Origin of the sequence: Vineibacter terrae (genome assembly GCF_008039615.1) — a bacterium.
In the GTDB taxonomy this organism is placed as follows: domain Bacteria; phylum Pseudomonadota; class Alphaproteobacteria; order Reyranellales; family Reyranellaceae; genus Vineibacter; species Vineibacter terrae.
In genome coordinates this window covers 165,545-178,329 of record NZ_VDUZ01000001.1, presented here as the reverse complement: position 1 = coordinate 178,329, position 12,785 = coordinate 165,545, and the positions used below count along the sequence as shown (strand labels likewise).

Annotated in this window: 13 protein-coding genes; 6 read left to right on the top strand and 7 right to left on the bottom strand. The window is 70.0% G+C overall.

Annotated features, from left to right (window positions below; translation table 11 throughout):
- A complete protein-coding gene (gene leuD, locus FHP25_RS00855) occupies positions 1-612 on the top strand; it encodes a 3-isopropylmalate dehydratase small subunit (RefSeq protein WP_147844984.1) in 612 nt (203 codons plus the stop codon).
- Positions 613-715: 103 nt separating this feature from the next.
- On the opposite strand, the gene FHP25_RS00850 is transcribed toward leuD, so the two are convergent.
- The 4 genes from FHP25_RS00850 to FHP25_RS00835 form a co-directional block, all read right to left on the bottom strand.
- Positions 716-1,531, bottom strand: coding sequence for a lysophospholipid acyltransferase family protein (locus FHP25_RS00850; protein WP_147844983.1), 816 nt, complete (start codon positions 1,529-1,531; stop codon positions 716-718).
- A gap of 121 nt (positions 1,532-1,652) precedes the next feature.
- Positions 1,653-2,510, bottom strand: a complete 858-nt coding sequence (gene rsmA / locus FHP25_RS00845; RefSeq protein WP_147844982.1) for a 16S rRNA (adenine(1518)-N(6)/adenine(1519)-N(6))-dimethyltransferase RsmA — start codon at positions 2,508-2,510, stop codon at positions 1,653-1,655.
- 69 nt (positions 2,511-2,579) lie between these two features.
- A complete protein-coding gene (pdxA, locus tag FHP25_RS00840; protein ID WP_147844981.1) occupies positions 2,580-3,668 on the bottom strand; it encodes a 4-hydroxythreonine-4-phosphate dehydrogenase PdxA in 1,089 nt (362 codons plus the stop codon).
- Positions 3,665-4,930: a peptidylprolyl isomerase gene (locus FHP25_RS00835; RefSeq protein ID WP_147844980.1), complete on the bottom strand. Its 1,266-nt coding sequence runs from the start codon at positions 4,928-4,930 to the stop codon at positions 3,665-3,667. The genes pdxA and FHP25_RS00835 overlap by 4 nt, the downstream gene beginning before the upstream one ends.
- 216 nt (positions 4,931-5,146) lie before the next feature.
- Here FHP25_RS00835 and FHP25_RS00830 point away from each other — a divergent pair, with 216 nt between their 5' ends.
- Positions 5,147-6,640: a leucyl aminopeptidase gene (locus FHP25_RS00830; protein ID WP_147844979.1), complete on the top strand. Its 1,494-nt coding sequence runs from the start codon at positions 5,147-5,149 to the stop codon at positions 6,638-6,640.
- On the top strand, positions 6,637-7,086 hold the full coding sequence (locus FHP25_RS00825) for a DNA polymerase III subunit chi (RefSeq protein ID WP_147844978.1): 450 nt from the start codon (positions 6,637-6,639) through the stop codon (positions 7,084-7,086). Before FHP25_RS00830 ends, FHP25_RS00825 begins: the two co-directional genes overlap by 4 nt.
- Positions 7,087-7,960: 874 nt before the next feature.
- Here FHP25_RS00825 and FHP25_RS00820 read toward each other — a convergent pair.
- The 3 genes from FHP25_RS00820 to FHP25_RS00810 form a co-directional block, all read right to left on the bottom strand.
- Entirely contained in the window at positions 7,961-8,857 is an 897-nt protein-coding gene (locus FHP25_RS00820; protein ID WP_218578111.1) for a TerC family protein, read from the bottom strand.
- Between the two features lie 75 nt (positions 8,858-8,932).
- Positions 8,933-9,268: a hypothetical protein gene (locus FHP25_RS00815; protein WP_147844977.1), complete on the bottom strand. Its 336-nt coding sequence runs from the start codon at positions 9,266-9,268 to the stop codon at positions 8,933-8,935.
- Positions 9,269-9,430: 162 nt separating this feature from the next.
- Positions 9,431-10,465, bottom strand: a complete 1,035-nt coding sequence (locus FHP25_RS00810) for a cyclase family protein (protein WP_147844976.1) — start codon at positions 10,463-10,465, stop codon at positions 9,431-9,433.
- 179 nt (positions 10,466-10,644) lie between these two features.
- Here FHP25_RS00810 and FHP25_RS00805 point away from each other — a divergent pair, with 179 nt between their 5' ends.
- The 3 genes from FHP25_RS00805 (at position 10,645) to FHP25_RS00795 (ending at position 12,747) form a co-directional block, all read left to right on the top strand.
- Complete coding sequence (locus tag FHP25_RS00805) at positions 10,645-10,914, top strand: hypothetical protein (RefSeq protein WP_147844975.1); 270 nt, start codon at positions 10,645-10,647, stop codon at positions 10,912-10,914.
- 186 nt (positions 10,915-11,100) lie between these two features.
- Complete coding sequence (locus FHP25_RS00800) at positions 11,101-11,370, top strand: hypothetical protein (protein WP_147844974.1); 270 nt, start codon at positions 11,101-11,103, stop codon at positions 11,368-11,370.
- 162 nt (positions 11,371-11,532) lie between these two features.
- Positions 11,533-12,747, top strand: coding sequence for an MFS transporter (locus FHP25_RS00795; protein ID WP_147844973.1), 1,215 nt, complete (start codon positions 11,533-11,535; stop codon positions 12,745-12,747).
- Positions 12,748-12,785: the final 38 nt, after the last annotated feature.

The window sequence follows — 12,785 nt, the reverse complement described above, 5'->3', positions numbered from 1 at the left end:
ATGGAAAAGTTCACCACGCTCACGGCGCCGGCGGCCGTCCTGCTGCGCCAGAACATCGACACCGACATCATCGTGCGCATCGAGCGGCTGATCACGCTGGGCCGCAAGGAGCTGGCGCCGTACTGCTTCGAGGCGCTGCGCTACCGCGAGGACGGCAGCGACGATCCGGCCTTCTTCCTCAACGACCCGGCGAGCAAGGGCGCGCGCATCCTGCTGGCGGGCCGCAATTTCGGCTGCGGCAGCTCGCGCGAGGGCGCGGTCTGGGCGCTGATGTGCGTCGGCATACGCTGCGTGATCGCGCCCAGCTTCGGCGATATCTTCTTCAACAACTGCTTCCAGAACGGCGTGCTGCCGATCGTGCTGGACGCCGCCACGATCGAGTCGCTGGCCGACACCGTGCGCCAGGATCCGCAGGCCCAGCCGCTGACCGTCGATCTCGAGCGCCAGCAGCTGCGGCTCGCCAATCGCGCCATCGGCTTCGAGGTCGACCCCGGACGCCGCGAGGCGCTGCTCGAGGGCCTCGACGAGATCGGCGTCACGCTGCAGCGCGAGCCCGAGATCGCCGCCTTCCAGGCCCGCGACCGCGCGCTTCGGCCATGGATCTATTCGTGATCCTCCCCACGTAGTCCGTCATCCCGAGCGCCCCTTCGACAGGGATCTCCTGAGCCTGTCGAAGGGGCGCTCGGGATGACGGACTACGTGGGGGAGGGACTGATCACCCCGCCGGGTCGGCGGCGCTGGGCGCCAGGGCGGCGGTGCGGTCGGTGTTGGGCTCGGAGCGCGGCGCGTAGCGGGCGAGGCTGCAGGGCTGGCCGCTGAACTCGGCCACCAAGCGTGCGGTGGCCTCCTCGATGCGATCCTCCAGCGTGCGCATGAAGGCGTCCTTGTCGTCCGACGGCGGGATCGGCGGCAGGAACTCGACGGCGGCCTTGCCCGGCGTCTTCCAGAACTGCCATCGTTCCCACAGCCTGCCGACGCAGGTGGCGACCGGCGTCACCGGCAGCGCAAGATCGCGTGACATGTAGTAGATGCCGGTGCGATAGCGCTCCTTCTCGCCGATCGGCATGAGATGCCCCTCGGGGTAGATCGTGAGCACGCGCCTGGCCTCGACGGCGCGGCGCGCGAAGGCCGCGAGATTGCGCCGCTCGCGCTCGCCGCCGCAGGTGTCGACACGGATCATGTCGAGGCGGTAGAGGATGGTGCCGATCAGGGGCCAGGAGAACAGCTCCTTCATGGCCACGAAGGCGATGCCCGGGATCAGCGACGCCATGACCGTGCCGTCGCACTCGCTCTGGTGCTTGCTGGCGATCAGCGCCGGCCCCTCCACGGGCATATGCTCGCGGCCGCGCACCTCGACGCTCATGCCGCCGATCGCCCGCATCGCCCACACCGTGAGCCGCGCCCAGTTGTGCAGCAGCCAGCGCAGCGGCCGCGGCGAGGGGATCGGCACGACCAGCAGCGCCCCCAGAACCACCAGCGCCGTGCTGGTCCAGTAGAACAGGTTGAAGGCCAGTGAGCGGAGGCGGGCCATGGCGGTCCTTCGGCTGGAGATGCCCGGACGCACTGTGCGGGGGACCGCTTGCCGCGTCGAGCCTACATGCCTTCAGTTAATGAGTGATTACTCATAACTCAAGATGAAAATGACGGTATCGTCATTTTTCAGGAAGAACGTTTGATTGCAGCCTCTTGTGGCTCGCCAGCGCAACGAATTGCGACGGCTCGAGGTCTTCCGCCCGGGCCGTTGGCGGGATGCCGCAGGCTGTGAGCGCGGCTTCGGGGGCGAGGAAGGCGGCGCGCAGGCTGGTGCGCAGCATCTTGCGGCGCTGGCCGAAGGCGGCCGCCGTCACGGCTTCCAGCGCGTGAAGGTCCACAGCAGGGGCGGCTGCCGGCGCATGCGGCACCAGGCGCGCCACGGTCGACACGACCCGCGGCGGTGGCACGAACGCGCTCGGCGCGATGTCGAACAGCCGCGTGACGGCGCACACGACCTGGGTCAGCACCGACAGCCGGCCGTAGTCCTTGGTGCGCGGCGGCGCGATCAGGCGGTCGACGACCTCCTTCTGGAACATCAGGGTCATCGATTCGAGCGCCGGCGCGGCATGCAGCCAGCGCGTCAGCAGCGCGGTCGAGATGTTGTAGGGCAGGTTGGCGACGATGCGGCGTGGCGCCGGGCCGAGCGCCGCCATGTCGATGGTGAGCGCGTCGGCCGCGATCACCTCGATGCGGCCGGGGAAGGCGGCCGCCAGCTCGCCGATCGCGGCCACGGCGCGCGCATCGCGCTCGATGCACACCAGGCGCGCGGCGCCCTGGCGGATCAGCGATCGCGTGAGGCCGCCGGGACCAGGCCCGACCTCGATGGTGGTGCCGTCCGACAGGTCGCCGGCGGCGCGCGCGATGCGGTCGGTGAGATTGAGATCGAGCAGGAAATGCTGGCCCAGCGACTTGCGCGCCGCCAGTCCATGACGCGCGATCACCTCGCGCAGCGGCGGGAGGGGGTCAGCGGACGGCATGAAACATTCCTCCCCAGCTTTGCTGGGGAGGTGCCCCGAAGGGGCGGAGGGGAGCCGACGTGGTCTTGGTTACGAAGACCACGTCGGCTCCCCCTCCGGCCTTCGGCCACCTCCCCCATGCTGTGCATGGGGGAGGGATGAACTGGCACGCCGGCGGGCCATGTCGGCTGCCATGTCCAGCGCCGCCAGGAAGCTCGCCGGGTCGGCGGTGCCGGTGCCGGCGATGTCCAGCGCCGTGCCGTGGTCGGGCGACGTGCGGATGAAGGGCAGGCCGAGCGTGACGTTGACGCCGCCGGCGAAATCGATGGTCTTCAGCGGAATCAAGGCCTGGTCGTGGTACATGCACAGCGCCAGGTCGTAGCGGGCCCGCGCCGCTTCATGGAACATCGTGTCCGGTGGCAGCGGCCCGGTGGCGTCGATGCCGGCGGCGCGCAGCGCCGCCACCGCCGGCGCCACGATGCGCGCGTCCTCCTCGCCCATGGTGCCGCCTTCGCCGGCATGCGGGTTGAGGCCGGCGACGGCCAGCCGCGGCGACGCGAGGCCGACATCGCGCCGCAGCGCATCGGCCGCGATGCGGCCGGCGCGCACGATCAGGTCCGTGCTCAGCAGGTCCAGCGCCCGGCGCAGCGCGACATGGATCGTCACCGGCACGACGCGCAGCCCGGGGCAGGCGAGCATCATCACCACCTCGGCCGGCCGGCCGGCCGTGCCGCCCAGCGCCGCCAGGAACTCGGTGTGGCCCGGATGTGGGAAGCCGGCTTCCTGCAGCGTCTTCTTCTGGATCGGGTTGGTGACGATGGCGCCGGCGCTGCCGTCGCCGGCGAAGCGCGCGGCGCGCTCGATGCTGGCGATGACGGCCGGGGCGTTGCGCACATCGAGCTGGCCGGGGCGTTCCGGCGTCGCCAGCTTCTGCGGCAGCACCGGCAGGGCATTGCCGAAGGCTGCGGCGGCCGCGGCGGGCGCGTCGATCTCGGCCACCGGCACGTCCAGCGCCAGGCGGCGCGCCAGGCGCCGCAGCCGGTCGGGATCATCGATGGCGAAGAACGCGTCACGGGCGCCGCGCCGCGCCAGCCAGGCCTTGAGCGTCAGCTCGCCGCCGATGCCGGCCGGCTCGCCCATGGTGACGGCGACCGGCGCAAGGGTCGCCGCGGTGCTCATATGCGGCAGTTGCTGCGGATGTTGATGATGGCCGTGCGGCGGATGTCGCGCATGTAGCGCCGCGATGCCGCCTCCAGCTTGCTCATCTGCAGGCCGCGCTCGACACTCTCGCGGGCCGGCAGGCTGCCGTCGCCGTCGCGCGAGCACACCGCCACCACCTGCATGACGTTGCCGGCGTAGAACGGGCCCAGGCCCTGGCCGATCGGGGCATTGCGGGCGGCCTCGCCGATCGCCTGCGGCAGGGAGCTGGCGGCGACGCCGTCGGAGTCGCCGGTCGTGCAGCCCTTGGCGCGAGCACAGGCGCGCCGCAGGTCGGCGCACGACTTGGACTGGCTGATGATGCCCTGCGCGATGCCTTTCTGGCGCTCGACCTCGTCCGGCGAGGAATTGGGCGGCAGCGGCAGCAGCAGCTGGATCATGTTGAGCCGGGCCTCGTTGGTGTTGCCCGGGCGCCCGAAGCCGCGTTGTCCCAGCAGCTTCAGCACGTGCCAGCCGGCCTGGGTGCGGATCGGCTCCGAGACCTGGTTCACCGACATGCGGGCGATGGCGGCATCGAGCGACGGGTCGAGGGTGCCCGGCAGCACCCAGCCGAGGTCGCCGCCGGCCGCGGCCGAGGCGCCGCTGGAGAACTGCTGCACCAGCCCCGGGAACGAGGCGCCGCCGCGCAGCTGCTCGACGATACGCTTGGCCGTGCGCAGCACCTCGTCGGACTGGTCGGCCCGGTCGACCGGCAGGAAGATCTCGGCCACGCGGCTTTCGGACTTGCCGACATTGGCGCGCAGCTGGCGCATGGCCTCCTCGACCTCGGCCTCGCTGACGACGATGCCGGCGCGCAGCTTGCGCAGCACCAGCTTGCTCCAGGCGATCTGGGCGCGGAACGTGTCGGTCAGCACGGTGAGCGGAATGCCGGCCTGGCTCAGTGATGCCTTCACGCCGCCGGCCGGCATGTTGTTGTCCTGCTCCAGCCGCTGGATGCGCTCGTTTATCTCCTCGTCGCTCACGGTGACGCCGTTGCGCCTGGCGTCACCCAGCTGCAGGCGCTCGTCGATCATCTGGCGCAGCACCTGGCGCCCCATCTTGTCGCGGTTGTCGGCATTGTCGGCGACACGGCTCACCATCAGCGTGAAGCGCACCCGCTGGCTGAGCTCGAAGGCGGTGATTGGCAGGTCGTTGACCATGGCGGCGACGCAATTGCCCTGCGCCGCTGCCGGCGGCACGACGGCGGACGTGGCGCCGGCGACGGCAAGGATAACGGCGAGCATGCGGGGCAGGGAGAATCGACGCACGATCTGGTTCCGGTCTTGTTTCAGGATGGGACAGGTAAAGGATTATTCATTATAGCGGTCGCCCGCGCATTGGCGCAAATATCTGGAAATCATGGCCAAATCGCGATACTCGCCGCCGCCGGCCACTTTTCTTCAACAAATGCGCATGCCAAGGTGGCTCGGTTTCGAGAGGTTTCTGAGGCGAGGAATGTCATGAGGATTGTGTTCGCCGAACCCGCCAAGACGCCGGCCGGCTGCGTTGCGGTCTTCGCAACCCCGGAACGGACCTTGCTGGGGTACGGCGCGGCGCTGGACAAGGCGACGCAGGGCGCGCTCAAGCGGGCCATGGCCGCCAGCCGCTTCACCGGCAAGAAGGGGCAGATCCTGGCGGTGATGGCGCCCAACGGCCTGAGCGCGGACCGCCTCGTCGTCGCCGGCCTGGGCGCGGCCAAGGAGATCACCCGCCGCAGCGCCGAAGGCATCGGCGGCGTCCTGCTGGCGGATGCCAACGGCGCCGGCCAGAAGGCGCTGTCGGTCCTGGTCGATGCGCCCACGGGCAGCCCGCTGCCGGCGGCCGAGCTGGCGGCGCGGGTGGCGCTGGGCATGCAGCTGCGGTCCTACCGCTTCGACAAGTACCGCACCAAGGAGAAACCGGAACAAAAGCCGACCGTGGCCTCGGTGACCTTCCACGTGCCGGGCGCGGCGGCGGCGCGCAAGCTTTACGCCGCGCTGGAGCCGGTCGCCGACGCGGTGTTCATGACCCGCGACCTGGTGAGCGAGCCCCCCAACGTCATCCATCCCGAAAGCCTGGCCAAGCGCGCCAAAGAGCTGGCCAAGCTCGGCCTGAAGGTCGAGGTGCTGGGCGAGGCGCAGATGCGCCGCCAGGGCATGAACGCGCTGCTGGGTGTCGGCCAGGGCAGCCGGCGCGAATCGCAGATGGTGGTGATGCGCTGGGACGGCGGGCGCCGCGGCGAGAAGCCGCTGTCGTTCATCGGCAAGGGCGTGTGCTTCGACACTGGCGGCATCTCGCTCAAGCCGGCCGCCGGCATGGGCGACATGAAGTGGGACATGGCCGGCTCCGGCGCCGTCATCGGCATCATGCGTCTGCTGGCGGCACGCAAGGCGCGCGTCAACGCCGTCGGCCTGGTCGGGCTGGTCGAGAACATGCCTGACGGCAACGCGCAGCGTCCCGGCGACATCGTGACCTCGATGTCGGGCCAGACCATCGAGATCACCAACACCGATGCCGAGGGCCGCCTCGTGCTGTGCGACGTGATGTGGTACGCGCAGCAGAAGTTCGATCCCCGCCTGATGGTCGAGTTCTCGACCCTGACCGGCGCCATTGTCGTGGCCCTGGGCCATGAGCGCGCCGGGCTGTTCAGCAACGACACGCGGCTGGCGACGCAGCTGCGCGATGCCGGCGCCAAGGTCGGCGAGAAGCTGTGGCGCATGCCGCTGGGCGACGGCTACGACCAGAGCATCAAGTCGGATGTCGCCGACATGGTGAACAGCGCCGGCCGCGAGGGCAGCTCGATCGCCGCGGCCCAGTTCCTCAAGCGCTTCGTGCAGGGCAACCGGCCGTGGGCGCATATCGACATCGCCGGCATGGCCTGGAGCAGCAAGGGCGACGCCACCACGCCCAAGGGTGCCACCGCCTACGGCGTGCGGCTGATCGACCAGTTCGTGGCCGATCACTACGAGCGGTGAGCGAGGTCCGCTTCTATCATCTCATGCGCGGCAGCCTCGAGGACGTGCTGCCGCGCATGCTCGACCTGACCCTGGAGCGCGGCAAGCGGGCCGTGGTGCTGCTGGGCTCGGCCGAGCGCGTCGAGGCGTTGAACGCGCATCTGTGGACCTACGATCCGGGCAGCTTCCTGCCGCATGGCAGCGCCCGCGACGGCCACGCCGCGCGCCATCCGATCTGGCTGACGCATGTGGACGAGAACCCCAACGCCTCGAGCTACCTGTTCGTCGCCGACGGTGCGCGGAGCGAGCGCGTCGCCGACTACGAGCGCGTGTCGGAGATCTTCGACGGCCGCGACGAGGCGGCCGTCGCCGACGCGCGCGCACGCTGGACCGCCTACAAGGCCGCCGGCCATGCCATCGAATACTGGCAGCAGGGCGAGCGCGGCGGCTGGGAGAAGAAGGCATGATCTTGGGTCGGGCCGCGCCGCTCCAGCGGCGCCCCGGCGCGCAGCGCTGGCTCAAGATCATGAGCGGCGCTGGAGTGCCGCGGCCCGACCAGACGAACGCATGATCTCCTCTCCCGCTTGGCGGGAGAGGAAGGGGCCCATCGCTACGCGATGGGAAGGTGAGGGGCCCAGGACGAGGCGCCTCGTGCTGAGGCCCTCACCCGCCGGCCGCTTGCGCGCCCGTCGACCTCTCCCGCCCGCGGGAGAGGTGAAGACCCTTGCTCCTCTCCCGCTTGGCGGGAGGGGAAGGGGGCCATCGCGCAGCGATGGGAAGGTGAGGGTCCCAGGACGAGGCGCCTCGTGCTGAAGCCCTCACCCGCCGGCCGCTTGCGCGCCCGTCGACCTCTCCCGCCTGCGGGAGAGGTGAAGACCCTGCTCCTCTCCCGCTTGGCGGGAGAGGAAGGGGCCCATCGCTACGCGATGGGAAGGTGAGGGTCCCAGGACGAGGCGCCTCGTGCTGAAGCCCTCACCCGCCGGCCGCTTGCGCGCCCGTCGACCTCTCCCGCCCGCGGGAGAGGTAAAGACCCTGCTCCTCTCCCGCTTGGCGGGAGAGGAAGGGGCCCATCGCGCAGCGATGGGAAGGTGAGGGGCCCAGGACGAGGCGCCCCGTGCTGAGGCCCTCACCCGCCGGCCGCTTGCGCGCCCGTCGACCTCTCCCGCCCGCGGGAGAGGTGAAGACCCTTGCTCCTCTCCCGCTTGGCGGGAGAGGAAGGGGCCCATCGCGCAGCGATGGGAAGGTGAGGGGCCCAGGACGAGGCGCCTCGTGCTGAGGCCCTCACCTGCCGGCCGCTTGCGCGCCCGTCGACCTCTCCCGCCTGCGGGAGAGGTGAGGAGATCAGCGCTGCGCAGCCGCGGTGGCCGCGGTCCCGCGTCCGCGCCATGCCAGGTAGGCCAGGGCCAGCGGCAGCCAGCCGAACCAGCGCAGCGCCTGGATGGCGTAGTCGCGCAGGCTGCTGGCCTCGAGGTAGTCGACCTCGAAATGCCAGACTTCCTCGGCCACCTCGAAGGCCAGCAGCCACAGCAGCAGGCCGGGCAGCAGCACGGTCAGCGGCCGGTGCTTGGGCCGCAGATGGGTGGCGTACCAGGGCGCCAGCGCCACGGCGAAGATCAGCGTCGCCAGGATCGGCTTGGCGGTGCCGTGCGCGGCGAACCAAGGCTGCAGCAGCTTCTCCTGCGCGATCATGCCGTAGGCGGTCCACGCCAGCACGGCGCCGCCCAGCAGCACGACGGCCGGCCAGCGCTCGACCAGCTTGATCACCAGCTGGCTGCCCCAGACGATGATCGGCACGCTGATCAGCAGGCCAAGCACGATCAGCAGCATGCTGCCATGCGCCGCGCCACCGATCGCCAGCACGTTGTCGATACCCATCACGGCGTCGGCGATCACCACCGTGCGGATGGCGCCGGCCATGGTCTGGGCAGCCGCGACGTCGTGGCCGCCACCGCCTTCCTGCGGATCGAGCAGCTTGCGTGCGATCCACACCAGCGCCAGGCCGCCGATGACGAGGAAGCCCGGGATCTTCAGCAGCCAGACGACGCCGATGGCCATGGCGGCCCGCACCGCGATGGCGGCGAAGGTGCCCCAGAAGATCACCTTGCGCTGCCTGTCCTTGGGCAGGTGGCGGGCGACGAGCCCGATCACCAGCGCGTTGTCGCCGGCGAGGACCAGGTCGATGAGGACGATGACGAGCAGAGCCGACAGGAATGTGCCGGACAGAATATCCATTTCCATGGGATAGCCCCTTGCGAACGAGACGGGCCGCGCGCGTTGCAGCGGCGGCGCAGCAGACGGAACGGTTCGCAGGAGCTAGATGGGCACCTTGTCGGCGCGGCGGCGGTCGGCCGGGGTCATGGCCTTGACGATCAGCACGCCGATGGTGGCCAGGGTCGAGAGCGCCAGCGCCAGCACGCCACCGGCCAGGATCAGCTCGATCAGGTTCCAGTGCCGCAGGCCGAGCGAGCCCAGGAACTCGAGCGCGATGTCGCTGGCCAGCACGTCGGCCTCGAGCGAGGCGATCTCCCAGGTCTCGCTGAAGATGCTCACCAGCATCAGCACCACCACGCAGGCGACGAACAGCTGCCCGCTGGGCGAAGCCCGGTGGGCGGCCTTGTTACGGGCCAAAGCGTGGTGCGCTAGCAGCATGACAAGCCCAAGATGAGGGGTGTCGCGCTGCCTTGCAAGGGTATTTCGCCCTTTCGGACCGCGCGTCCACGCGTGCATCGGCGCGTCAGCGCCGGCTGTCCTTCGCTCTTCGCTCCGCTACGAGCGAATGCGGGCGCAGACGCCCGCGGTCCAAAAGAACGCTCACACCGTGGCGATGGCGTTGGCGGGGGAGCCGACCGCGCCCGGCAGGCGCAGCGGCGGCGCCGTCAGCAGGAAGCGCGAGCGCTTGTTGGCGCGCAGCCAAAGTGCCAGCTCGTGCAAATACCACATCTCGCCCAGATTGATGCCGAGCTTGAACAGGCAGTGGTGGTGGATCGGCAGCATCGGCTGCTCGCCGGTGCCGGCATCCCGGGCCGGCACCGCCTCGACGCCGTAGTTGTCGGCGATCAGCGACGCGATCTGGCTGTCGGTGATCCATTGCAGCAGGCGCTGGTCGCGGCCGTCGAGGACGGCGCACATCGCATGCACTTTCTGCGGGTCGGGCTTGCCGCCCATCTCGACCAGCATGGTGGCGAAGCCGGTATGCAACAGCAGCATGTCGCCCGGTTCGACGACGACATCGTCGGCCGCCATGATGCGCATGAGCTGGTCGTAGTCGACGAAGGTGTGGCCGCGGCCGAGATGCTTCTCGAGGTCGACCAGCACGGCGCGGCCCTGGATCGGCTTCTCGGCCATGTTCTCGACGCCGAGCTTGTGGGCATAGCAGAGATGGCCGCAGCCATCGGCGCCGGCATCGGGCTGCGGGCCGACGATGTCGGTGCCGGCGCGATAGCCGTTGTAGTAGACCGGCACCGGCGTGCCGCTGCCGTCGACGTCGAACAGGCTGCCGACATGCGCCAGAGTGTCCCACTGCGTCGAGTACTGCAGCGTCAGCATCACGCGGTCGTCGGACACGACGTCGAGATGGCGCGGGTCGAGCTTGCCGGTGAGGAAGTTGAAGCGCCAGCCGTTCGGATCCCCGGTCGGGGACAGCACCGGCGGCAGGCGGCGCGGGTTGAGCACGTTGCCGCCGGGCAGGTCCAGCGGCAGGCTCAGGCAGAAGGTGCGCCCTTCCTTCACCTCGGCGATGCCTTGCAGGATCTTCTGCGGTGTCAGCAGGTTGAGCCGCCCCAGCTGATCGTCCTCGCCCCAATCGCCCCAGGTCGAACCTTCCGGCCGCCGTGTCCAGCGCTTCATCCCATTCCCTCCGTCGCAGGTTGCGGCATCATGATGGTCGGACGCTGCGCGCAAGGTCCAGCGCTTTGCGCGCGACGAGGGCCGCGCAGCGCGTGACGCAGAGTTGAAGGAAAGCGATTGGATATGCGGCGCCGCGCCCATTAAGGCGGACATGGCCGTTGGGGGCACCGGAGGAAGACATGGCGCGCGATCGGGCTTGGGCGGTGCTGGCGGCGGCGATCGCGTTCGGTCCGGCGATCGCCCAGGCGCAGGACATGAAACGCTGCGATCAGCTCGCCGCCTATTTCGACCGCTACGGCGGCAGCCGCGTCAGCGAAGGCCGCATGCCGGTCGGGCGCATCGAGCGCGAGCTGGGATACGACGCATGCCGCAAGGGTGATTTCGTGCGCGGCGTCGGCCTGCTGGAAGAGGCGATCCGCAAGACCGGCTTCAACGTGCCGCCGGCGTAGGGCGCGCCGTCATCCCGAGCGCAGCGAGGGATCTCCCGCGAATCGAGCACCGCGCGTCGCTCGCAGGAGATCCCTCGCTGCGCTCGGGATGACAGCTTGCGACCATGTTCGTGCCGCACGCGCAAGTTGTCATCCCGGCCGGCGCGCCTATATGAGCAGGGACCCGAGGATCCCAGAGCACCACCCATGAAGCCAGCCACGATCGTTCTTGCCGCCATGGTGTTGATGGTCGGCATGCCGGCCATTGCGCAGACGCCCGCCGAGGACCTGGCGCGTTGCGAGCGCTACTACGCAACGTACGAGCGTTACAGCAACACCGGTGGCGAAAGCCGCCAGGGCAGCGTGGCCAGTGCGCTCGAAGCGCGCACGGCGGTGGAGGATTGCCGCCGTGGCAACACGCAGGCTGGCCTCGCCGTGCTGGAACGCAGGCTGCGTTCGCTGGGCTACAAGCTCTGAAAAGGCCTTGCGCGCCGGAGGCTGTTCCACGCCGGAACCGGCTGTCGGCGGCAAACCTGCCATGCATGCCAGCCGCGGCGCTCGCCGCTGCGGCTGCCATGGCGTAGAGTTCGGGACACGCCGCGCGGCTGTGCGCGGCGTGCCCGCTTTGGTGGAGTTGCCATGTCGGTCGCGGTGTCTCAGTCGTTCGCGCGCGATGCACGCGTCATCGGCATCATCGGCATCGCCCACGGCTTAAGTCATTTCTATCAGCTCGCGCTGGCGACGCTGCTGATCGTCGTGATGCCGGATTTCGGCATGAGCTATGCCCAGGTCGGCGCGCTGGGCGCGGTGTTCTACGGCGTCTCCGGGCTGATGCAGACCGTGGCCGGCTTTGCTGTCGATCGCTTCGGCGCCCGTCCGGTGCTGGCCTTCGGCTTGCTCGCGACCGCCAGCGCCTTCGTCCTCATCGCCGGCGTCGCCTCGGGCTTCTGGTCGCTGGTGCCCATCGTGGCGCTGGCCGGCATCGGCAACTGTGTCTTCCACCCCGCCGACTTTGCCATCCTCAACGCTTCGGTGAACGCCAGCCGGCTGGGGCGCGCCTATAGCGCGCACGGCCTGGGCGGCACCCTGGGCTGGGTGCCGGCGGCGCCGGTGATCTACTTCCTCGCGCAAGCAGTGGGCTGGCACGTGACCGCCCTGATCGCGGCGGCGGCCGGGTTCCTGCTTGCACTGGCGGTGGCCAGCCAGGGCAGCGTGATGGTCGATCACCGCCTGGCGCGCGGCGACCAGCGGGCTGCGCCGCGCTTCGAGATGGCGTCGCTGCTGACGGCACCGATCCTGATCTGCATGCTGTATTTCGCCTTCATCGCCATCACGGTGGTCGGCATCCAGCAGTTCGCCGTGCCAGCGCTGCGCGAGATGTTTCCGATCGGCCTGGAGGCGGCCGCCGCCGCGCTCACCGCATTGCTGCTGGGCTCGGCTGTCGGCGTGGTGTTCGGCGGCTGGATCGCCGACCGCGCCACGCGCCACGACACGGTGGCGGCGATCGGGCTGTTCGTGGCCGGCGCGCTCACGGCGCTGATCGCGACCGGCGCGGTGCCGGTGTGGCTGGTGCTGCCGCTGATGGCGCTGAGCGGCTTCGCTGGCGGCCTCACCGGCCCGTCGCGCGACATGATCGTGCGCGGCGCCACGCCGCCGGGCGCCTCGGGCAAGGTGTTCGGCTTCGTCTATTCCGGCCTCGACATCGGCTCGATGGTCGGGCCGCCGGTGTTCGGCTGGCTGATGGACCACCACCTGCCGCACGCCATCTTCTGGGGCGCCTTCGTGATCTACCTGCTGAACGTGGTCACCGTGCTGCAGATCCGCCGCTTCTCCCGCGCCCCGGCGATGGCGTGATCGCAGACATTCCCTCGGAGCGCGGGCGTCCCGCCCGC

Bases quoted from the DNA above. Each gene is read 5' to 3' on its own strand.
- FHP25_RS00820 (WP_218578111.1), bottom strand. From the start codon at position 8,857: ATGGAAATGGATATTCTGTCCGGCACATTCCTGTCGGCTCTGCTCGTC.
- pdxA (WP_147844981.1), bottom strand. From the start codon at position 3,668: ATGAGCACCGCGGCGACCCTTGCGCCGGTCGCCGTCACCATGGGCGAG.
- FHP25_RS00810 (WP_147844976.1), bottom strand. From the start codon at position 10,465: ATGAAGCGCTGGACACGGCGGCCGGAAGGTTCGACCTGGGGCGATTGG.
- FHP25_RS00800 (WP_147844974.1), top strand. From the start codon at position 11,101: ATGAAGCCAGCCACGATCGTTCTTGCCGCCATGGTGTTGATGGTCGGC.
- FHP25_RS00815 (WP_147844977.1), bottom strand. From the start codon at position 9,268: ATGCTGCTAGCGCACCACGCTTTGGCCCGTAACAAGGCCGCCCACCGG.
- rsmA (WP_147844982.1), bottom strand. From the start codon at position 2,510: ATGCCGTCCGCTGACCCCCTCCCGCCGCTGCGCGAGGTGATCGCGCGT.
- FHP25_RS00835 (WP_147844980.1), bottom strand. From the start codon at position 4,930: ATGCTCGCCGTTATCCTTGCCGTCGCCGGCGCCACGTCCGCCGTCGTG.
- leuD (WP_147844984.1), top strand. From the start codon at position 1: ATGGAAAAGTTCACCACGCTCACGGCGCCGGCGGCCGTCCTGCTGCGC.
- FHP25_RS00850 (WP_147844983.1), bottom strand. From the start codon at position 1,531: ATGGCCCGCCTCCGCTCACTGGCCTTCAACCTGTTCTACTGGACCAGC.
- FHP25_RS00795 (WP_147844973.1), top strand. From the start codon at position 11,533: ATGTCGGTCGCGGTGTCTCAGTCGTTCGCGCGCGATGCACGCGTCATC.
- FHP25_RS00830 (WP_147844979.1), top strand. From the start codon at position 5,147: ATGAGGATTGTGTTCGCCGAACCCGCCAAGACGCCGGCCGGCTGCGTT.
- FHP25_RS00805 (WP_147844975.1), top strand. From the start codon at position 10,645: ATGGCGCGCGATCGGGCTTGGGCGGTGCTGGCGGCGGCGATCGCGTTC.